The organism is Pedobacter deserti, from assembly GCF_024436415.1.
GTDB classification, from domain to species: domain Bacteria; phylum Bacteroidota; class Bacteroidia; order Sphingobacteriales; family Sphingobacteriaceae; genus Pedobacter; species Pedobacter faecalis.
In genome coordinates this window covers 609,091-630,897 of record NZ_JAFMZQ010000001.1, presented here as the reverse complement: position 1 = coordinate 630,897, position 21,807 = coordinate 609,091, and the positions used below count along the sequence as shown (strand labels likewise).

At 46.6% G+C, this 21,807-nt stretch carries 17 protein-coding genes; 12 read left to right on the top strand and 5 right to left on the bottom strand.

All coding sequences use genetic code 11. The features are described from left to right. Window positions 1-19: 19 nt before the first annotated feature. Window positions 20-445 (top strand): tRNA (adenosine(37)-N6)-threonylcarbamoyltransferase complex ATPase subunit type 1 TsaE, encoded by a 426-nt coding sequence (gene tsaE / locus J3P40_RS02905; RefSeq protein ID WP_256002752.1) that lies wholly within the window; start codon window positions 20-22, stop codon window positions 443-445. A 58-nt stretch (window positions 446-503) separates the two neighbouring features. Then, the gene (locus J3P40_RS02900) at window positions 504-1,730 is read left to right on the top strand and encodes an alanine dehydrogenase (RefSeq protein ID WP_256002749.1); all 1,227 of its coding nucleotides are present in this window, start codon (window positions 504-506) and stop codon (window positions 1,728-1,730) included. On the opposite strand, the gene J3P40_RS02895 is transcribed toward J3P40_RS02900, so the two are convergent. Next, entirely contained in the window at window positions 1,731-3,059 is a 1,329-nt protein-coding gene (locus tag J3P40_RS02895; RefSeq protein WP_256002747.1) for a D-alanyl-D-alanine carboxypeptidase/D-alanyl-D-alanine-endopeptidase, read from the bottom strand. A 31-nt stretch (window positions 3,060-3,090) separates the two neighbouring features. Between J3P40_RS02895 and J3P40_RS02890 the strand changes: the two genes are divergently transcribed. The 3 genes from J3P40_RS02890 to J3P40_RS02880 all read left to right on the top strand — a co-directional run bounded on the left by J3P40_RS02890 (window position 3,091) and on the right by J3P40_RS02880 (window position 5,575). Further along, entirely contained in the window at window positions 3,091-4,317 is a 1,227-nt protein-coding gene (locus tag J3P40_RS02890; protein WP_256002745.1) for an aspartyl protease family protein, read from the top strand. A 51-nt stretch (window positions 4,318-4,368) separates the two neighbouring features. After that, the gene (locus J3P40_RS02885) at window positions 4,369-5,322 is read left to right on the top strand and encodes a hypothetical protein (protein ID WP_256002743.1); all 954 of its coding nucleotides are present in this window, start codon (window positions 4,369-4,371) and stop codon (window positions 5,320-5,322) included. Between the two features lie 61 nt (window positions 5,323-5,383). Then, the gene (locus J3P40_RS02880) at window positions 5,384-5,575 is read left to right on the top strand and encodes a cold-shock protein (protein ID WP_256002741.1); all 192 of its coding nucleotides are present in this window, start codon (window positions 5,384-5,386) and stop codon (window positions 5,573-5,575) included. 68 nt (window positions 5,576-5,643) lie between these two features. Here J3P40_RS02880 and J3P40_RS02875 read toward each other — a convergent pair whose 3' ends face one another. After that, window positions 5,644-6,453, bottom strand: a complete 810-nt coding sequence (locus tag J3P40_RS02875; protein ID WP_256002739.1) for a glycerophosphodiester phosphodiesterase — start codon at window positions 6,451-6,453, stop codon at window positions 5,644-5,646. 90 nt (window positions 6,454-6,543) lie between these two features. Here J3P40_RS02875 and J3P40_RS02870 point away from each other — a divergent pair, with 90 nt between their 5' ends. The 5 genes from J3P40_RS02870 to J3P40_RS02850 all read left to right on the top strand — a co-directional run bounded on the left by J3P40_RS02870 (window position 6,544) and on the right by J3P40_RS02850 (window position 15,914). Then, window positions 6,544-9,846: a DUF4175 family protein gene (locus J3P40_RS02870; RefSeq protein ID WP_256002737.1), complete on the top strand. Its 3,303-nt coding sequence runs from the start codon at window positions 6,544-6,546 to the stop codon at window positions 9,844-9,846. Between the two features lie 9 nt (window positions 9,847-9,855). Beyond that, a complete protein-coding gene (gene ybeY, locus J3P40_RS02865) occupies window positions 9,856-10,293 on the top strand; it encodes an rRNA maturation RNase YbeY (protein ID WP_256002735.1) in 438 nt (145 codons plus the stop codon). A 64-nt stretch (window positions 10,294-10,357) separates the two neighbouring features. Then, on the top strand, window positions 10,358-12,217 hold the full coding sequence (locus J3P40_RS02860) for an ABC-F family ATP-binding cassette domain-containing protein (RefSeq protein WP_256002733.1): 1,860 nt from the start codon (window positions 10,358-10,360) through the stop codon (window positions 12,215-12,217). A 68-nt stretch (window positions 12,218-12,285) separates the two neighbouring features. Beyond that, entirely contained in the window at window positions 12,286-14,148 is a 1,863-nt protein-coding gene (mnmG, locus tag J3P40_RS02855; RefSeq protein WP_256002731.1) for a tRNA uridine-5-carboxymethylaminomethyl(34) synthesis enzyme MnmG, read from the top strand. Between the two features lie 143 nt (window positions 14,149-14,291). Further along, window positions 14,292-15,914, top strand: a complete 1,623-nt coding sequence (locus J3P40_RS02850; protein WP_256002729.1) for an Ig-like domain-containing domain — start codon at window positions 14,292-14,294, stop codon at window positions 15,912-15,914. On the opposite strand, the gene J3P40_RS02845 is transcribed toward J3P40_RS02850, so the two are convergent. Further along, complete coding sequence (locus tag J3P40_RS02845; RefSeq protein WP_256007047.1) at window positions 15,915-16,424, bottom strand: gamma carbonic anhydrase family protein; 510 nt, start codon at window positions 16,422-16,424, stop codon at window positions 15,915-15,917. Further along, window positions 16,424-18,010 carry an L-aspartate oxidase gene (gene nadB / locus J3P40_RS02840; RefSeq protein WP_256002727.1) on the bottom strand — a complete coding sequence of 529 codons (1,587 nt, stop codon included), beginning with the start codon at window positions 18,008-18,010 and terminating at the stop codon, window positions 16,424-16,426. The genes J3P40_RS02845 and nadB overlap by 1 nt, the downstream gene beginning before the upstream one ends. A 455-nt stretch (window positions 18,011-18,465) precedes the next feature. On the opposite strand from nadB, the gene nadA reads away from it, so the two are divergent. After that, window positions 18,466-19,458 carry a quinolinate synthase NadA gene (gene nadA / locus J3P40_RS02835; protein WP_256002725.1) on the top strand — a complete coding sequence of 331 codons (993 nt, stop codon included), beginning with the start codon at window positions 18,466-18,468 and terminating at the stop codon, window positions 19,456-19,458. A 15-nt stretch (window positions 19,459-19,473) separates the two neighbouring features. After that, window positions 19,474-20,508 carry a thiamine-phosphate kinase gene (gene thiL / locus J3P40_RS02830; protein ID WP_256002723.1) on the top strand — a complete coding sequence of 345 codons (1,035 nt, stop codon included), beginning with the start codon at window positions 19,474-19,476 and terminating at the stop codon, window positions 20,506-20,508. Here thiL and J3P40_RS02825 read toward each other — a convergent pair. Then, window positions 20,505-21,728 (bottom strand): DNA recombination protein RmuC, encoded by a 1,224-nt coding sequence (locus J3P40_RS02825; RefSeq protein WP_256002721.1) that lies wholly within the window; start codon window positions 21,726-21,728, stop codon window positions 20,505-20,507. The genes thiL and J3P40_RS02825 overlap by 4 nt on opposite strands. Window positions 21,729-21,807: the final 79 nt, after the last annotated feature.

Genomic DNA, 21,807 nt, shown 5'->3' with positions numbered 1-21,807 from the left:
TTTGCTAGATTTGCAGGCTATGAACAAGCTTGAAATTGAGGTCAACGGATTGGATGAATTATCTTCCGCCGCAGCGCAGATCCTGGATTTTGCCGCCGGTGAACGCATATTTATCCTGCGGGCAGAGATGGGCGGGGGTAAAACGACGCTGATCAAGGAACTGGCACGGGAGCTGGGGGTGACCGAGGTCGTTTCGAGCCCTACTTTTTCTATTGTAAACGAATACGATGCGCAGGGCGAGCCGGTCTACCATTTTGATTTTTACCGGATCAAGGACATCCGGGAGGCGTACGACATCGGCTATGAGGAGTACTTTTACTCCGGACACGTATGTTTTGTGGAGTGGCCGGAGAAAATTGAGTCGCTTTTGCCTGAACATTATGTGGAAATCAGCATTGTTGTGTTGAGCGATACAGCGCGCTTGCTAAGGTTATCAAAAATTTAACAGTATAAGTACCTTTTTTTCAGCTATTATGCTTAATTTCAGCAACTAAAATAGTAAGATGGCAACAGGATTACGCGAAGGAATGGCCGCTATTGCACAAAAAGGTTTGTTGCAGCCTAAAGAGGCAATGTCAGAAATAGCTCCGAAAAGTAACAGTCTTTTTATCGGTATCCCTAAGGAGATCTCTTTTCAGGAAAACAGGGTTCCGCTCACACCTTTGTCGGTAGCCCTGCTCGTAAACAACGGGCATAAAGTACTCATTGAGTCGGGTGCGGGACAGGGCGCTAACTTTTCCGACAAGGATTACAGCGAGCAGGGCGCGCAGATTTCCTTCGATAAGAAGGATGTTTTTGCTGCCGATGTGCTGGTTAAGATCGCTCCGCCGACACTGGAGGAGATTGAACTGATGCACAAGGGGCAAACGCTGATCTCGGCCATGCAGATGGGCGGCATCAATGAAAGTTACCTGAAGGCCATGCTGGCGAAGAAGATCAATGCTTTATGCTTTGAGCATCTGCGCGATGAAGGGAATGTGCTGAGCGTAGTGAGGGCCATGAGCGAAATTGTCGGGGCCACCTCTATCCTGATCGCAGCCGAATACCTGAGTAGCGTAACCGGCGGCAAGGGCTTGATGCTTGGGGGTTTCACGGGCGTTCCGCCTACGGAAATTGTGATCCTGGGCGCAGGCACGGTGGGCGAATATGCCGCACGTACGGCGCTTTCGCTGGGTGCCGAGGTTAAGGTGTTCGACAGCTCCATATACCGGCTCAGAAGGCTGCAGAATAACCTGGGAAGCCGGGTGTTTACTTCCGTGATGCAGCCGATTGTCCTTGAAAAGGCGATTACGACTTGCGATGTGGTCATCGGCGCGATACGGGCTACCAATGGCCGCAGTCCTTGTATTGTAACGGAAGAAACCGTGAGCCGCATGAAGCCTAATTCGGTGGTGATCGACGTGAGTATAGACCAGGGCGGTTGTTTCGAGACCTCGGAGGTAACCAACCACAAAGATCCGGTGTTCCGGAAATATGATGTGATCCATTACTGTGTGCCGAACATTGCTTCGAGGGTTCCCAGAACGGCTTCTTATGCCTTAACAAACATCTTTAGCCCTATTTTGGTGGATATTGGTGATATGGGCGGCTTGATGAACGTGGTATGGACCAAGCCGGGCATCAGGGAGGCGCTGTATATTTATCAGGGGCATCTGACCAATAAGGATCTGGCAGGCATGTTCAATATTCCGTATAAGGACATTGAACTGCTCGTGGTATCGAATCAATAGTTACATGTTTTCGTATACGTAGGTCACGACATCGGCTACGGCGGCCCTGATCTGGGCGGTAGGCTTCACGAAATTGTTGTTCATAAAGGCAAACAGGTAGGTATTGCCTTTTTTTGTGACGATATAGCCCGCCTGGTTATAGTTGTTCGAGAAGCTTCCTGTTTTGCCAAATACAAAGGGCTTATCGGTAGCCGGATAGGCGGCTTTCAATGTACCGCGGTTGCCCCCGGCGGGAAGCAGGTCGTAAAGGGCCTTATCTTCTTTAAATTCCAAACGTATGCGTTTGAGCACCTCGATAAGCGAGCGAGGTGTGATGAGGTTGTACCGCGTTAGTCCCGATCCATCTACCCACACCGGCTTATCGGGCAAGTCCGACAAATACCTTGAAAGCACGGTTTTGATGGTTTTTTCGCCGGATAAAGTATCACCCAATCGATCCGCACACACCAGCAGCAACTGCTCGGCAATGAAGTTGTCGGACGGCAGCATCATTTCCTTAATGGCCAGTTTGGTGGGTGTACTATAAAGGGTTTTGGCATCTGACGGAAGTGTACGGCTTAGGGTGGCTACCCGCTTTTTCAGTGTATCGCTAAGGAGGGCAAGTGTAAGCGTATGACTAAGCTTATAGGGCAGTTGCTGCGTGTAGTTCGGCGGAATGCTGAGGGGCGGGTAAGTAAAGCTGTTCTGTGTAAATGCCCTGGTGATATGGAAGGATGTATCGCGGTCGGAAGAATCGGCGGCAAGATAGGCTTGGAACAGTCGCGGCAAAGTTTGGAGTTTTCCCTCGCGTTCGCTTATGCTCAGCACATTGCCCATCACCGGAAATTCATTGATCTCCGCCTGGTAATCGTCATTATAATCGTCCCATTGCCAGCCGCGGCCATAAAAGGCGCCGGTATACCGGCCTGGGACAAAGAACAGTTGCCGGCCACTATTTACCAGGAAACTGGCCGCCTTGGTGCCCTCCAACCTGTTATGCAAAAAAGAGGGGTCGCCAGTACCCCAGAAAATCAGCGAATCGCCGCGTTCCTGGTAGCGGAGCGCCGGCAGGGAATCGGGCAGCAGCTTGAGTGCGGCATACATGGTCAGCAGTTTCATGTTAGAGGCCGGCGTAAAGTATTTATCGGCCTGATGTGCCGCAACCATCTTCTGCTTACCGCTGTCGTACAGGGCAAAGCCGGCGTGGTGACCGGTAAGCTCTTCAAAGCGCTCCAGTCTGCGGCTGATCTCCTTTTGTCCGCGGTTCTGCACAGAACAGCCGGGCATCGCCAGTAAGGCGAAGGCTGCTGCGGAAATGCGGTACCGGTACTTTAGCTTAATTTTAAACATGCTGTACAGGCTAATTTATTAAATTAGTTTGATGAAACGCTGGTTGACCCCCAAATTGCTGTTGCTGGCCATACTGCTGCTGCAGGCATGGCCTGTCATGTCGCAGACCTTCCGGCTGGACGGCAAGCGCAAACAGCAGCGTGTGGCGTTCGACCATGTGCGCAACCTGGTGATCGTGAAGATGTATGTGAACGACAAAGGCCCGTATAATTTCATCCTGGACACTGGGGTCGGGCCTATGATCGTTACCGATTCGGCTATTGCGAGTATGGTCGACCAGCATAAACTGCGCCCCATTACCATTGCGGGTATGGGTGGAAATGTTGTGCTCAACGCACTGGCCTGCGACCACATGAAGGTCCGGCTGGGCAGGGCTGTGGCCTCCAGCATCCCTGCAGCAATACTGGAAGATGACGCTTTCGGGCTATCGGCCTACGTAGGCATGAAGATTTCCGGACTCCTGGGGTACGATTTCTTCAGCAGCTTTGTGGTCGATGTGAATTATTCTGCGCGTAAACTGCGCTTCGGCTCTGGCAAGGATACGCCGCAGCGCAGGGGCGAAAAGATTGACATTGAACTGATTGGCAATAAACCGCATACTGTGGTTGAACTGATGGTGCCGGGCCGGGGCAAGATTGCCGCCAGGGTTGTGCTCGACAATGGCGCCAGTCACGCGCTATCACTGGAAAGTCTGGACAACCTCCCCTTCCCTGTACCGGACCAGTCGATCGCCGCCAATCTGGGTGTGGGTTTGGGCGGACCAATAAGCGGGCGTATCGCGCGGATGCCAGAGATGAGGATGGGTGGATTTGTGTTTACCGGGGTGCTGACTTCCTTTCCTGAATATGACCGCCAGGCGGGACTTCGTTTCCTGGAAACCCGTCATGGCAACCTGGGTGCCGATATCCTGAGCAGGTTTAACATGGTGATAGACTATGCCGGCAATGCCATGTATTTACGGCCCAATAGTACCTACCGCAAGCCCTTTGAGCACGATATGTCGGGCATGGAACTGTTTGCCGACGCTTCAGGCTCCCGCTTCTTTATCGGCCGCATAGAACCCGGATCGCCTGCAGAGGAGGCAGAACTAAAGCCCGGCGATGAACTGATCACGGTAAACTTTAACCGCTCAAAATCCCTGAACCTGAGTGCGCTCAACATGCTGCTGCGGTCGGGCGACGGTACCATACTCTATTTTTCTGTAAACCGTGGCGGTGAACTGCTGGTGAAGCGGATAAAGTTGAAGAAAAGAATATAAATCTCTAATTTTAGCGTTTTATGTGTACTTACATATTCTGCGCGACTTAAGATGATTAACAGACTTTTCCTTGCCCTGCTTTCGGGGTCCTTCCTGGTGTTATCAGGATGCGGCAACCGGGAGGGCGATAAAAATGATCCCGGCAATACCACAATGCCCGACGGGCGATACGATTTCAATACGATTAAGGACATTACTTTCTACGAGGCTAAGCGTAAGTTTGCTTCGGGTTTGATATTCAACGAGTCAGGCTTTCAGCAGGAACCGTCCTGGGAGATCCGCTTCCGATCCAATGATACCGTGGAAGTGTACAGTCCGGATGAAGACAAGATGTTCCCCTTTTACATCACCTACGATCACGGACAGGTCTATAATTTTGCGAAAAACTATTTCAGGATCATGCATGTGTCTAAAGACAGCCTGGTGTTTCAGCGCCTTCACCTGAAGCGCAAGGAAATCTCCAAGGGCATTGAGTCGGACGTGCACATGACCTTCTATACGGATGCATATATCACCAAGAAGCTGAAGACAACGCTGGAAGAGCTAAGAAAGCCTCTTCCGAAAGACTCGGCTTATATTCGTGAGCTTACAGCCAAAGCGCAGAGAAATCCCGGCAATGCCGACAGTGCCTTTGCGGCAAGGAGTCCGGTCGCTTTTACGCCTGTAAGCGATATGATCAAGGTGGAAAAGAAAGACAATACCGATCCGGTGATGGGTTTAACGGCCTACGATTATATGTTTCCGAGGTACCGGATTGAAATCTCCAAAGCGTACAAAGACTTCGGTTATGAGTTTTCCGTAGTGGTGGATGAGAACGGAAAAATCCACCTCGGGAAAATTGACAATGTGATCCCGGAACAGATGGCCAGCAGGCGAAAAACCATACAGGCAATCATCGATGTGTACTTTTATAACCTGCTGAAAATAAGCCCGGGAACTTCGCTGGGCATCCCTCACCCGAGCGAGGTGAAGATTGTGGCCGTGGGCAAAACCACCAAAAAATGAGGGGCTTGCATTTTTAAAAAAATATTATGTACATTGCAGACTTAATTATAAAAACAATACAATGCAAGAAGGAACAGTAAAATTTTTTAATGTAACTAAAGGTTTCGGTTTTATTATCCCATCAAATGGCGATAGCGATATCTTTGTACATTCAACAGGCCTTATCGACGAAATTCGTGAAAACGACAAAGTTGAATACGAAGTAGAGAGCGGTAAAAAAGGCTTGAACGCGGTTAATGTTAAAGTAATCTAGATTATTCAAGACATAAATTGTACAGCATCGCAGTGTTACTGCGATGCTTTTTTGTTTTAGGGGGCGGATTATTTCCTATCTCTTGACGCAAGAATATTGAGCAAGCGCTCCGGCTGATCGGTAGTGATGAACTCAACCTTATTATCGAGCAGCCAGTTCATGTCGGCCTCTTCGTTGACGGTCCATGAGTTGATGGTTAGCCCCAGTTCTTTGGCTTTGGCAAACCACTCCCCTTTCTTATACACATTCATGTGGTAGTCGGCACCGTAAAAACCATCGGCCTTGAGCTGCTCCAGGGAAACATCACCTTTCAGGTAAGCTACATTGGCTTTTGGCTGTATCTGACGAATATGCTTAAGGATGTCATAACTGAAACTGATATAGTCGACCCAGGCTGTAGCTTTTAATTTGCCTACCATGGCCACAGCTTTATCCGTCATGCGCAGATCGCGCTCTGTGCTGATATTGGATGGTTTAAGCTCCAGGATGAGCTTGGTTTTCTTCTGTTTTTTCCCTGCTTTAAGGTACTCTTCCAGCGTGGGGATGTTCTCGCCATTCGGATGCTTTTTGGTAAGCAGGTCTTTATACGTGGAACGAGGGATGGACAGTCCGTAGAAAACATCATCATGGTTTACCACCAGTACACTGTCGGACGTCATATGCACATCGAATTCGGCCCCGTGGCAACCGAGCCTGACGGCTTCCTGCAGGGAGGCGATGGAATTTTGAGGGAGGTTTTTCTGTTTCCATGCGCCGCGATGGGCGATGACGGGGTTCTTATTCCAGGATCCCTTGCCCGATGACCGGCCTGCTGGCGTACCTGGATTGATCTGCATGCTGAGCGCTGCAAGTGTAACGGCTATAATGGTTGCTTTCATATGTGATAATTTAATCAAAATTATCCGTTTATTATTAAGCGAATGTTTTGATCTGTTTATTTTTATCTTTATTTACATTGTGCAAACTTAATGAAGAGCAATTACGATCTTCTGGTATCTAAAATCAATGAGTTTATTCAAAAGTTTTACCTGAATAAACTGTTGCGCGGAAGCATTTATACCGCGGCACTCATGCTGAGCGGGTATTTATGCCTGTTCCTCTTCATCTATTTTACATATCCGACGGTTCTGGTCAAAACGGTATTGTTCTTTGCTTATCTGGGCGTTTCCCTTACAGCCATCGCGTTCTGGATCGGCAAACCTGCGCTTCATTATTTCAGGTTGGGCGACAACCTGAGTATGGAGGAAGCCGCCGTGCTTATTGGCGATCATTTCTTTCATGTGCGGGATAAGTTACTGAATACGCTTCAGTTGAAAGCGCTTGCAGATGCCAATCCGGCACAGAATGCCTTAATTCTGGCGGGTATCGACCAGAAGATCATGGAACTTCGTCCGGTGCCGTTCTCCAGTGCGATCCGGTTTAAAGACAACAGGAAATATTTGAAATATTGTCTGCTGCCACTGGCCGTGATCGTACTCATTGGCGCTGTTTCTCCAGCCATACTGAAAGAGGGTACCTCGGGCTTCATACAGTATAACCGTGAAATCCTGCCTAAAGCCCCGTTTAATTTCGTGGTGATGAACAGGTCGCTCCAATACACCCAGGGCGACGATGTGACGATAACGCTAAGGCTGACCGGCGAGACGCTGCCCCAGGATGTGTATATCGTAGATGGCAAAAACACGTATAAACTGATAAAGGCGGACAAGACGACTTTTACGCACGTCTTTCCGAACATTCAGCAGAGCAAACAGATTTTCTTTTCAGCGGGTGGTTTCAGTTCTGCGGGCTACCTGATTGAGGTTAGGCCGCGTGCGGCGCTTACGGGGGTTAGCGCAGCGTTGCATTTCCCGGCCTATCTGAACAGGAAGACGGAAAGGATAAATAATGCTGGCGACTTGACGGTGCCGGAGGGCACTAAGGTTACGTGGAACATGCAGACCGTGCATGCGGAAGAACTGGAGTTCTCGCTGGGCAATAAGGTTTATCGCCTGCGTCCGCAGGAAGATGGGTTCAGCTACAGCGCAACGCTGAGTGAGACCACGCGGTACCGGATCTTTCCAAAGAACAGGGCTACTGTTTCACGTGATTCGTTGTCGAACCAGATCCTGGTGATGAAAGACCAGTATCCGGCGATCAGCGTGTCAGGCACACTGGATTCGATTACGCAGAAGGCCATGTACTTTGTGGGCAGCGTAAGCGACGATTATGGCTTAACGGCTCTTCACTTCAAAGCGGAAATACGGGGCGCTGGTGCCGAAAAGCGGCTGATCAGCAAAAGACTGCCTTTGAAGCCGGGGCAGGCGGGACAAAGTTTCACCTGGCTGTGGAACATCAATGATCTGGCGCTGAAGCCCGGGGAACGGGTGTCTTATCTTTTTGAGGTGACGGATAACGATGGCGTGAACGGCGGAAAGAAATCCCGTACGGATGTACGCACTTTCGAGAACCCTACGGCGGCGGAGGTTTCGGCCCGGATAGAAGCTGGCAGCTCGGCCTTGAAAGGACAGATGGAACGCGCCATTAAGCTTGCGGGCGAACTTGAAAAGGAAAGCAAGAAGCTTGCGGGCGAGCTCCTGGATAAGAAGCAGCTGGGTTATGAAGAGCGTAAACAGATTGAGGCCTTGCTGAACAAGCGGAAGGAACTGGAACGCAGTATAGAACAGATGAAGCTTGAGAATGAGCAAAACACCTTGCAGAAGATAGAAAACCAGGCGCTTAAAGAGGAGATGCTTGAAAAGCAAAAGCAGATCGATGAGCTGTTTAACCAGGTGCTTGATGATAAAACGAAATCGCTGCTGCAAAAGTTGCAGGACATGATGGACCAGCGCAGCAAGGATCAAACCCGGCGCGATCTGTCGGACATGCAGATGGACAACAAATCACTCCGTAATGAACTCGACCGCATTCTCGAGTTGTATAAACAGCTGGAATTTGAGCAGCAACTGGAAGGGGCAATCGACCAGCTTCGCGAACTGGGTAAGGAACAGCAGTCTCTTGCTGAAGAGACGCGTAAAAATGCATCTGATCCTGCCGCGTTGAAGAAAAAACAACAACAGCTTAATGAGGCGGTCGACAAGGTTAAAAAGGACCTTGCCGAACTGGAAAAAAAGAATGAGATGCTGGAAAGGCCCAATTCTTTTAATGCTCCCGAGGAGAAAATGGAGTCGGTACAGAAAAAGCAGGAGGAAGCGAATAGACAGCTTGACCGCAAAGCGCGCAGCGAAGCAGCCGAAAATCAGCGCAAAGCGGCCGAAGAGATGAACGAAATGGCGAAGCAGATGGAAGAAGAAAAGGCGAAGTCGGAAAAGGAAGCGGAATCTGTGAATGCACGCGACCTGAGGCAGCTTCTGGAAAACCTGCTGAAGACTTCATTTGAACAGGAGAAATTGATGCTCGACCTTAAGGAAATGAATGTTTCGGATCCGAGACTGCGTGCCGCGGCGCAAAAGCAACGCGTGCTTAAGGACTACATGAAGACGGTGGGCGACAGTCTTTTTTCGCTGAGTAAGCGGGTTCCGCAGATTGAACATGCCGTGAATGAGGAGATGCATAAGGTAAATCAGAACGTAGACAAGAGTCTGGAGTATCTCTCGGACCGTAATCTTTTTAACGCGGGCAGGCATCAGCAGCAAGCCATGACGGCGATCAACAATCTGACGCTTATGCTGAACGAGGCCCTGGAGCAGTTGCAGCAGTCGAAAAGCAACGCTAAAAGCGGTCGCGGCCAGAAAAACAGCATGCAGCAACTCAGACAAATGCAGCAGCAGTTGAACGAGAACATGCAAAAGGCCCGGGAACAGTTGCAGAAAGGCGGCGGAAAGGGATCGGTACCTAAGGGACAGATGAGTGAGGAGTTTGGTCGGATGGCACAGCAGCAGCAGATGATCAGGGAGGGTTTGCAAAAGCTGAACAACGAGGGCAAGGCCAAAGGCGCCGGCGGCAATATGGACAAGCTGATCGAAGAAATGAAGAAGACGGAAAGTGATCTGGTGAATAAACGCCTGGAGCTTGAAGCCATGAACAGGCAGCGTGATCTGCTGGTGAAAATGCTGGACCTGGAGAAGGCGGAAAAGGAACAGGAAGAGGACAGCAGCAGGCAGAGCAAGGCTGGTAGGGATTTCCCCCCGCACTACCTCCGCACGCTTGAGAAAATGGAACAGGAGCGGCGACCAGGGACGCAATGGCTGGATATTATGCCGGCGGAATTGAACCACTACTATAAAAACAGCTTAGCGGAGTATTATAAAATGCTAAATTTGAGGCCTTAAATGATTAAAATGCCTAAGCCCGCTATTTTCTTTTTTTCGGAGGACCTGAATTTTACGCTTAAAAATAAGACCGTTATCCGTTCCTGGCTGCTTGATGTGATACAGGCAGAGGGTTATATGTTAAGTGAATTGAACTTCATATTTTGCAGCGACGCCTATTTACTCGATATAAACAAGCGTTTTCTTCAGCACGACACGTTTACCGATGTGGTGACTTTTGATTCGTCTGAGGAGCCGAAAACGATTCAAGGCGATATTTTTATTAGCGTTGACCGGATCAGGGAAAATGCATCGACGTACAAAGAGCCTTTTTTAAAGGAGCTTTGCCGGGTGATGGTGCATGGCACCTTGCATCTGCTGGGCTATAAAGATAAAAGCAAGACGGATAAAGCCAGGATGACAGACAGAGAGGATCATTACCTGGCTATATTAACCCTCCTGCGTTAAGCGCGATTTATAATCCGTACTTTTGCAGTAATTTTCTGACTATTACATACGTTAATCATACACTTTGAGTACACTAATTGCAGCTGAAAACCTTGGCCATGCTTATCATGAGGAATGGCTTTTTAAGAATCTGACCCTGGGCATTCAAACCGGACAGCGCGTTGCGCTGGTCGGAATAAACGGTGCCGGTAAAAGTACTTTGCTGAAACTGCTTGCCGAACGCTTTCTTCCCCTGGAGGGCAAGATCGTTAAAAATAAAAGCGTGCGTATTGGATTCCTTGATCAGGAGCCCTCCTTCCCTGACGGTTATTCGATCAGTGATTTTATATTTTCCCAGGAAAACAAACAGCAACAGTTGATCCGGGAATATGAGGAACTGATTGAACAGGAGCATCCCGATGAAAATGAACTGAACCGCCTGTACGGAGAATTGAGTGAGCATAACGCCTGGGAATACGAGCATGAGATCAAAACGATCCTGAGCCGTATGGGCATTACGCAGCTTCAGCAGAAGATTTCTACGCTTTCGGGCGGACAGAAAAAGAGGCTGGCTTTGTCTAAGCTGCTTATCGAAGATCCGGATATCTATGTGTTGGACGAACCGACCAACCACCTGGATATAGACACGATTGAATGGCTGGAAAAATTGCTGACCTCCGGAAACAAGACGGTATTGCTTGTGACACACGACAGGTATTTTCTGGATAATGTATGCAACACCATCGTGGAGCTGGACCGTGGAAAGATGTATATCTACAATGGGAAGTACGCTTATTTCTTAGAGAAAAAATCGGAGCGTGAAGCTGCCGATGAGGCGACTTTCCAGAAGAATAAGAACCTCCTGAAAAAGGAATTGGAATGGATGCGCCGTATGCCTCAGGCAAGGGCCACGAAATCTCAGGCGAGAATAGATGCTTTCTACGATTTGGAATCTAAAACTAAACAAAGATCTGATAATCAAAGTATTACGCTTAATATCAAGATGGCCAGACAGGGCGGTAAGATTTTGGAGCTGGATCATGTAGGTATTGCCTTTGAAGGAAAGGAAATATTCCGTGACTTCTCTTATGTCTTTAAGAAGGGCGACCGGATTGGTTTGGCCGGAAAAAACGGGACTGGCAAGAGTACCTTACTTAATATCATTACAGGTGATCTGAAGCCGCAGCAGGGAACGGTTAGCGTCGGCGAGACTACGGTTTATGGTTATTACAAACAAGGCGGACTGAGCTTTAATGATAAGGACCGGGTGATTGATGTTGTGAAGTCGGAAGCAGAATATATACAGATGGCGAACGGCCAGCAGATCTCCGCATCGCAGCTGCTTACCTTATTTCTCTTCCCCCCGAAGAAGCAGCATGGGATGGTTGAGAAACTGAGTGGCGGTGAAAAAAAGCGCTTACACCTGATGCGGGTCTTAATGCAAAATCCGAATTTCCTGATCCTGGATGAGCCGACAAACGATCTTGACATTGATACACTGAACGTGCTGGAGGAATTCCTGGAAGCATTCCAAGGGGTATTAATTCTGGTGTCGCACGACCGATATCTTCTGGATAAAATGAGCGATCAGCTGTTTATCCTGGAAGGCAATGCGGAGGTAAAATTGTACAATGGAAATTACTCTGATTACCGCAACAGTTTGGAAGCGGCGACAGCTAAACCTGAACTGGTAAAAAAAGCTGAAGTAAAGGAAGAAACGCAGACACCACAAAAGAAGCGCTCCTATAAAGAGGAAAAAGAGCTCAACGATATAGAGAAAAGTATAGCCGACAGGGAAGCACAGATTGCATCTCTTACCCAGCTTTTAGCGCAGATCGATGCAGCCGATTACATGGCCTTGAAAGAGAAATCGGAAGACATCGAACGCCTGAAAAAGGAGCTCGACACGCTTACCGAACGATGGATAGAACTATCCGATATTTAATGTAATTTTGTGTTGTTCCACGTGAAACAAAAAGCACTGTTCCACGTGGAACTTATAATAAAACAAGGATGTTTAAAGAATACGATGTGATTGTGGTAGGTGCCGGACACGCCGGTTGTGAAGCTGCGGCAGCAGCGGCAAACTTGGGCTCGTCTGTGCTTCTCATTACCATGAATATGGAAACCATTGCTCAAATGAGCTGCAACCCTGCTATGGGAGGCGTAGCCAAAGGTCAGATTGTGCGGGAGATTGATGCTATGGGAGGCTATTCTGGCATCATTAGCGACAAAACGACGCTCCAGTTTCGCATGCTCAACCTTTCTAAAGGTCCGGCAATGTGGAGTCCAAGGAGCCAGAACGACCGTAAGCGCTTTGCTGAAGAGTGGCGGCTTGCACTGGAACGGACGCCAAATGTCGACTTCTGGCAGGATATGGTATCCTCTCTAATCGTTAAAAACAATACTGTTATAGGCGTAAAAACTTCCATCGGAAGTGAGATATACGGAAAGGCCGTGGTGCTTACAAACGGTACATTTTTGAATGGAAAGATTCACATCGGAGAGAAGAAATTTGGCGGAGGAAGAACAGGTGAGAAAGCCGCAACCGGGCTTACTGAACAGCTCACCGAGCTCGGCTTTGAAGCAGGCCGGATGAAGACCGGTACACCTCCAAGAATCGATGGTCGCTCGCTAAACTACACCGTGATGGAGGAGCAGTGGGGAGATGAAAATCCTGGAAAATTCTCATATCTCGATATACCGCGATCGACCGAGCAACGCTGTTGCTGGATCACCTATACAAACAGCCGGGTTCACGAAACACTCAAAGAAGGTTTTGAAAAATCCCCAATGTTTACCGGACGGATTAAAGGATTAGGTCCCCGTTATTGCCCGTCCATAGAAGATAAAATAAACCGCTTTGCAGAGCGCGACAGGCACCAGATTTTCGTTGAGCCGGAAGGCTGGAATACCTGCGAAATTTATGTCAACGGTTTTTCTACATCCTTACCTGAAGATGTGCAGTACAAAGCGCTCACCCAGATACCGGGTTTTGAAAATGCAAAGATGTTTAGGCCAGGCTATGCGATTGAGTACGACTACTTCCCTCCTACCCAATTGGATTTAACACTGGAGACTAAATTGATCAGCAATCTGTTTTTCGCAGGACAGATTAACGGTACCACCGGTTATGAAGAAGCAGCGAGCCAGGGTTTCATTGCAGGAATAAACGCACATCTGAAAATTAACGATGCGCATGAATTGATTATGAAGCGCTCTGAATCTTACATAGGTGTACTCATCGACGACCTGGTTACCAAAGGCACGGAGGAACCTTACCGCATGTTTACGTCACGGGCAGAACACCGCTTGCTTTTACGCCAGGACAATGCTGATATTCGCTTGTCGCCAATAGGCTATAAGCTGGGGCTAATTGATGATGAGCGCATGGATCGCGTGAATGCCAAGATTTCTGACTCCGATGACATCGTCGCATTCACTAAAGCGCAGTCGGTAGCGCGCAATGACATAAACGCTTTGCTGGAGCAGATGAATACCAGTCCCCTGACACAGAACGTTAAGCTCTTTAACTTACTAACCCGGCCACAACTTGACATTAACGCACTGAGGAAAGCACATCCCGGGTTAGACGAGTATTTATCAAAGTATTCTGAAGAGACCATTCAGCAGGCTGAGATCAAGATCAAATATGAAAGCTACTTTCAGAAGGAGCAGGAAATAGTCGATAAAATGCAGAAGATGGAAGATAAAGACATTAACCCCGACTTTGACTATACAAAGCTCGTATCGCTGTCAAAAGAAGCCAGGGAAAAACTTTTGAAGATTAAGCCCCGTACTTTGGGCCAGGCTTCAAGAATTTCAGGCGTTTCGCCCTCAGATATATCTGTTTTGATGGTGCATATCACAAAATAGAACATATCGCATTGATTATCAACTAGATATGATACAAACAGCGCTAATTTTAAATGAACGATTTTTAAGCGATTTAAGACATTATTTAGAAATCGGAGACATATTTATCATAAAGAAGATATAATTGATTATAAGGCCTTAAAATGCGAAATTCAGAGATTCTGTTTAAAACCATGATCACGTGCATGGGCGTTGGACTGATGTACAGTTGCGCGAGTATTCAGCAGCCCCAAGGTGGCCCCAGAGATGAGACGCCGCCTAAAGTTGTACGGATGCTGCCCGAAGATAAGACCGTAAATTTCAAATCGAAGGAAGTCATCATTGAATTTGATGAATACTTTAAGATTCAGAATGAGTTCAAGGAATTCTCAGTATCGCCGGAAATGAACGTCGCGCCTACCCTGAAAAGAAAACAAAAATCTTTGCATGTGGTATTTGCTGACTCAGCGCTCGAAGCAAATACAACCTACACACTCAATTTCGGTCAGGCCATCGCTGACGTGAACGAAGGCAACGCTGCAAAAAATCTTACCTACGTCTTTGCCACGGGCGATAAACTTGATTCTTTAAGCATTAAAGGAAAGGTGAGCAGTACGCAGACTGGCTTGCCCGAACTAGATGCGCTGGTATTCCTGCTGCCGATAAACCGCGATACCTTACTTGGGAAGCGGCGGCCCTCCATTTATACGTATACGGACAGCAGCGGAAACTACAGCCTGAACAATTTAAGGGAAGATACGTACCGGATCTATGCCCTTAAGGAGAAAAACGGCGACAAAATCTATCAGGAGAATGTTGATGATATCGCGTTTCTTAAGGACTCGATCAAATTAGAGGGTAACCTGACGGATATAAATCTTAATCTGTTCAGGGAGGACGCTACGCAATTTCGCATCGTCGACAAGCGCATACATAACGATGGCAGCATATCCATGATTTTCAATCAGAAATTGAAACAACCGGAAATCGTTGTGCTGGATCCCCCGGCGCTCGATGTCAGCAAAAAAATACGCTTCAATAATGCTAAAGATTCCTTAAAAATCTGGCTGACGGACATGAGTTTTGATTCCACAAAAATAAGCATTAAGGATCAGGGAAAGCTACTGCAAACAACCACTTTCAATAAAGGTAAAAACGAGAAGTATACCAGGACACTGGTAACAACAGACAACCTGGAAGGCGGCTTGCTTAATCCCAATAAGCGCTTGAAACTGTCTTTTAATCTTCCTATTGAAAAGGCTGATGTCTCAAAGATCACCCTTTTGGAAGATTCCTCAGAAGTATCGGGATTGAGCATACAAAAAGATTCTGCCGACTTCCTGTCGTATTATGTTATATATCCCTGGAAGCAAAAGCGGCAATATGACTTGAATTTCGCCGACAGCGCTTTTACAGGATTGTTTAATACCAACAATAAGATATTTGACAAGAGTTTCCGGTTGATCAGCAAGGATGAATACGGGACTTTAAAAGTCCAGATCAAAACACCAGAGCCCGACAAACAATATATTCTGGAGATCGTAGATGAGCAAAAAAGAGTGATCAATTCTCTCGTTGTAAGGCAAGACACCTCGGTGAGTTATGCCAATTATAAGGGTGGAAAATACTTTATCCGTATTGTATATGACACCAACAAAAATGGTGTATGGGATACCGGGAACGTGCCGCAGAGGCGTCAGCCGGAAAAAATATGGAATGAACCTAAGGAACTTTCCATCAGACCTTTATGGGAAAGAAATGAAGTGATAACGATTCCTAAGGAATAATTAACTAAACCAACTGGAGTACATGATATAGTTGTCCGGCAATCTATTCAATAAAGCCCTTTGCTCTTCGGTAATGGGCTTTATTTTTTTTGCAGGGGTCCCTGCATAAATGTATCCTCCTTCGCAGTGCGTCCCTTCCAGTACTACGCTCCCAGCTGCGATAATCGTGTATGGTTCGACCACAGCATGATCCATCACTATTGCGCCCATACCTATCAGGATATTGTCGTGCAAGGTGCAGCCATGGACGATGGCGTTATGTCCGACAGACACGCGATTTCCAATGCTTGTAGCGGCTTTAAGGTAGGTAGCGTGTATCACGGCGCCATCCTGTATATTGGTTTCGTTGCCGATGGTAATACTGTTTACATCGCCCCTGATCACCGCATTGAACCAAACAGAACAATTATTTCCCATGACAACCTCTCCTACTATAGTAGCATTCGGGGCAATGAAACAATCGGAACCCCATTTAGGAGCGATCCCTTTAACTGGTAATATTGTCATAATCAAAAAATCGTATCGGTAAGCTGGCCGGAGTGTTGAGGATAATCTGTGGTGTAATGAAGCCCTCTGCTCTCCTTACGGGACATGGCGGCTTTAATGACCATATAAGCAACCTGGATAACATTTCGTAGTTCACAGAGCTTGACAGAAACTTTGTTGGCCTTGTAAAAATCCTCTGTTTCCTGATGCAGCAGATAAAGTCGCCGGAGCGCCCTGTCGAGACGGAAATCTGACCGCACTATACCTACATAATCGCTCATAAGCTTCTGGGTTTCACGAAGATTATGGGTAACAAGAATATCTTCATTTGACTGCACTACGCCCTGATCGTTCCACTCTGGAATATGATCTGGAATATGGTTGTTCTTATAGTTGGCCACCGCATGCTCGTAAATCCTGTGCGCAAACACAGGCGCTTCAAGTAAGGAATTGGACGCCAACCGGTTGGCACCGTGAAGCCCGGTCGAAGAACACTCCCCGCATGCATAAAGATTGTTAATACTCGACCTCCCATACTCATCGACCAAAATACCTCCGCACATATAATGGGCGGCCGGCGTTACCGGGATGAGGTCCTTAGTCATATCTATGCCAATAGAAAGGCACTTCGCATAGATATTAGGGAAATGGGAAAGAATATCGGCCTGACTCCTGTGCCTGATATCCAGGTATACAAAATCTTCCCCGGATTTCTTCATTTCAGCGTCGATAGCCCGTGCTACGATATCGCGGGGTGCAAGCGAACCCCTGGAATCATACTCGTACATAAACTCTTCACCATTCTTACGCCGCAAGACACCACCAAAGCCCCGTACTGCTTCTGAGATCAGAAAAGCAGGATACTCGCCTGGATTATATAAAGCTGTAGGGTGGAATTGTATAAACTCCATATTCCTCACCTTGCCCTTGGCTCTGTATACCATAGCCATTCCATCCCCAGTGGCAATGACCGGGTTAGTTGTACTTGAATAGATATGCCCCGCGCCTCCCGATGCCATTACGGTGACGTTTGCTAATATCTTTTCCACATCGTTAAGCTCTGTATTAAAAGCATATATGCCGTAACAGTTAATATCTCCGGTACGTTTATCCACATGTTCACCGAGGTGATGCTGTGTAATCAGCTCCAGACAGAAGTAATGTGTTAATATCTCTATATTCTCATTCTGGTGAATCTGCCTTAGCAAGACGCTTTCAATCTCGTACCCGGTAACGTCTTTGTAATGCAACACACGGTGCTCAGAATGACCACCTTCCTTGGCCAAATCATATACGCCAAGGGCGTCCTTGTCGAAATTTATACCGTATTCTATGATCTCATTGATGCGTTGCGGACCTTCTTTGACCACGATCTCAACAATCCTCGGATCACACAATCCATCGCCTGCGATCAGGGTGTCTTCAATATGCTTTTCAAAAGAATCATCTTTGTCGACAACTACAGCTACACCACCCTGTGCATACTTGGTATTCGACTCATCTTCATTGGATTTGGTTACAATAAGAACTTTGCCGTGCCTGGCTGCTTTGAGTGCAAAACTCAATCCTGCTATACCTGATCCAATGACTAAAAAATCGACTTTTCTCATTAAAAATTATCTTAAATCCGGTGCAATGTTAACAACATTGAAACAGCTGTTAGTTGATTGTATATATTATCTGAACAAAAAAATTTGATTGTTTAAAGCTAAGCTAAAATGACAATTATGCGCAATATTTTAAGTTATTTTTGATCAACTTTGCATGGTTTACTAACGTTTCAGCGTGTCCTAAAAACTTCACAAAAACGTATTGATAAGTTTTAAAGAGTAATGGTATAGCTTTGTAAATCAGTCTTGAAAATGCGATTACATGCAAATAAAATGTTAGTAAATTACTAATAACTCGACATTCAATATTAAAACAAAAGTATTTTTTCACATTACCAACACCCTAATAAACCTTAAAAATCTATTTATATTAAATCATTATATTTTATTGAAGCGTTGAAAGCTCCGTATCTTTACGAAGAAAAAAAAGCCGAGATGTATACCGTCTGACGAATATGGATATTACAGCAGAATTAAACAGGAAGGGTTTTGTAGACGAAACTATTGATCCGTCGCTCGACCTTTTCGATGAGATTGAGAAGTTAAAAAAGGAAAAGAATGCCATCATACTGGCACACTATTATCAGGAACCTGATATACAGGATATTGCAGATTATATTGGTGATAGTTTAGGACTCTCTCAGGAAGCCGCAAAGACAGAGGCCGACGTTATTGTTTTTGCAGGTGTACATTTTATGGCCGAAACTGCGAAGATCCTATCCCCGGATAAGAAGGTGCTTTTGCCTGATCTGAAGGCCGGCTGCTCTCTTGCAGACAGCTGTCCGCCGCATTTGTTTAAGAAATTTAAGGAGCGGCATCCTGACCATGTGGTGATCACTTATGTGAACTGTACAGCTGAGTTAAAGGCTTTGAGTGATATTGTGTGTACTTCCACCAACGCGGTGCAGATTGTAGAAAGTTTACCAAAGGATACCAAGATCATATTTGGACCCGACCGTAACCTTGGGGCATGGGTGGCTAAGAAGACCGGCCGTGATCTGGTCCTGTGGAACGGTGCCTGTATGGTGCATGAGATCTTTTCGAGGGAGAAGATTACGCGTCTGAAAGAGCGTCATCCGAACGCGAAGTTTCTGGCCCATCCGGAGTGTGAGGAAGCTGTATTGCAGATGGCCGATTTTATAGGATCTACAACCGGTTTGCTGAAGTATACGATGACGAGCGAGGCTGACGAATTCATTGTAGCAACGGAAAGCGGCATTATCCATCAGATGGAAAAGGCAAATCCTGGCAAAACCTTTATACCAGCTCCGCCAAACAATAGCTGTGCCTGTAATGATTGTCCGTATATGAAGCGCAATACGCTTGAGAAACTGTATTTGTGTATGAAAAATGGCTTACCAGAGGTAACGGTACCGGCGGATATCATTGTACAGGCCAGAAAGCCCATCGAGAGAATGCTGGAGATTTCAGCAAGTTTAGGATTGTAAAGAAATTTAGAGATCATGTTTGAAAACAAGGAACGTACGGATATAGCGAATTTGGGTGAGTTTGGATTGATCAGGCACCTGACGGAGAACTTTAAGATCAGGCATGAAACGAGTGTTAAGGGTGTTGGAGACGATGCAGCGGTGTTGAACTTTAAAGATAAAGAGGTGCTGATATCGACGGATCTTCTGCTGGAAGGGATTCATTTTGACCTGGCATACGTACCACTGATGCATTTGGGATATAAGGCTGTACAGGTCAACCTGAGCGATATTTATGCGATGAACGGTATGGCTACCCAGGTTACTGTTTCTATTGGTTTATCGAGCAAATTTCCGCTGGAAGCAGTAGAGGAAATTTATAAGGGTATAGAACTGGCATGCAACAAGTTTAATATTGATCTTATCGGCGGGGACACGTCGGCAAGCAAACAAGGGCTTGTGATTAGTGTTACAAGTATAGGTTACGCGGAAAAAGAGGCTGTTACGTATAGAAACGGTGCGGAGGAAGGGGATCTTATTTGCGTTTCCGGGGATCTTGGTGGTGCGTACGTAGGGCTTCAGATCCTGGAAAGGGAAAAACTCATATTTTTAGAAAATCCGAATATTCAGCCTGATCTGGAAGGCAAGGATTATATTATCGAAAGACAACTGAAACCGGAAGGGCGCCGGGATATTGTTGATCTTTTAGCACAAATGGGCATCAAACCTACTGCAATGATTGATGTGTCTGACGGTCTGGCCTCGGAGATATTGCATATTTGTCAGCAATCTGACAAGGGGTGTAATTTATATGAGGAAAAATTTCCGATTGATCCGCTGACTTATGAGACAGCGCGTGAGCTCGGTCTTGACCCAACGGTTTGTGCCCTAAGCGGAGGTGAGGACTATGAGCTCCTGTTTACTATTAAACAGGCTGATTATGAAAAGCTTAAGCACGATGTGGATATCAGTATCATTGGCCATATCACAGATAAAAACTCGGGCTGCAAGCTGATCTCGAAGTCGAACGTGGTGCATGATATAAAGGCACAGGGCTGGAAGGCATTCTAATCCAGGTATTTACCGTCTATCTGTTTGGTAGCCCTGGCGCCTAGAAGTCTGATTTTTTCGGAGGTGCCCGAGAGGTTTCCATTGCCGGTAGACAGTTTATTCATCGCCTTATCAAAAGCATCCTGGCTTTGCCTGATGTTTTTACCGATGTTTTCCATATCGGCAAGGAAGCCTACGAATTTATCGTACATGGTACCGCTTAAGCGGGCTATTTCCAGCACATTTCGTGTTTGACGCTCCTGTTTCCATATACTTGAAATGGTTCGAAGGGTGGCGAGCAGTGTGGAAGGACTTACAATGACTACTTTTTGTTCCCATGCATAGTTAAAAATTTCTGCATCTTTTTGGACAGCAATTCCGAATGAGGACTCTATGGGAATAAAAAGCATGACAAAATCCGGCGAGTTGATTTGCTGAAGTTCCTGATAATTCTTTGCTGATAGTCCCTGTATATGCGCTTTAATGGATGCAAGATGTTGTTTAAGATATATCTCCCGCTCCGTATCCGTATCTGCGTTGACCAGGCGCTCATAGGCCACTAAGGATACTTTTGCATCGATAATGATGTGTTTTTCATCAGGAAGGTTTATAACTACATCGGGATAGAAGCGAGAACCGTCTGCGGTTTTCAGGCTGTGCTGGATGTGGTATTCACGGTCTTTCACGAGTCCGGAGCTTTCCAGTATCCTTTCCAGGATCACTTCGCCCCAGTTGCCCTGTTTCTTGCTGTCGCCCTTTAACGCCTTTGTGAGGTTTGCTGCATCTTCCTGGATCTGCCTGCTTTGCAGCATAAGCTGGGAAATGACGCCTTTCAGTACGTTTCTTTCATCTGATTCGTTCTTGTAGGCTTTTTCTACTTTTTCTTCAAAAGCTTTGATGTTCTGCTTTAGGGGATTCAGAACCTGGTCGAGCTGATATTTGTTATGCTCGGTGAACCTGGATGCCTTATCGTCAAGTATCTTATTGGCTATATGCTCAAATTCCATTTTCAAACGGTTTTGAAGTTCATTGATATAACTTTCCTGGCGGATGTGATTCTCTTTCTGAAGTTCCAGTTGATACCCTGCCCTGACAAGCTCGTTATGCTTTTCAGAATGACTGATGCGCAGCTGCGCAAGTTCATCGGTAAGCTTATTTTTTTCCTTTAGCAGAACTAGGTATCGCCACACCAGGACGATACTTGCTGCTAATATTATGATCAATACAATTATCACGTTCATGAGTATGCTAAATATTTAAGTAATACTAATGTAATTTTGGATCAGTATCAAATTAGTTTTAAAAGAAATTTCCGCTTGG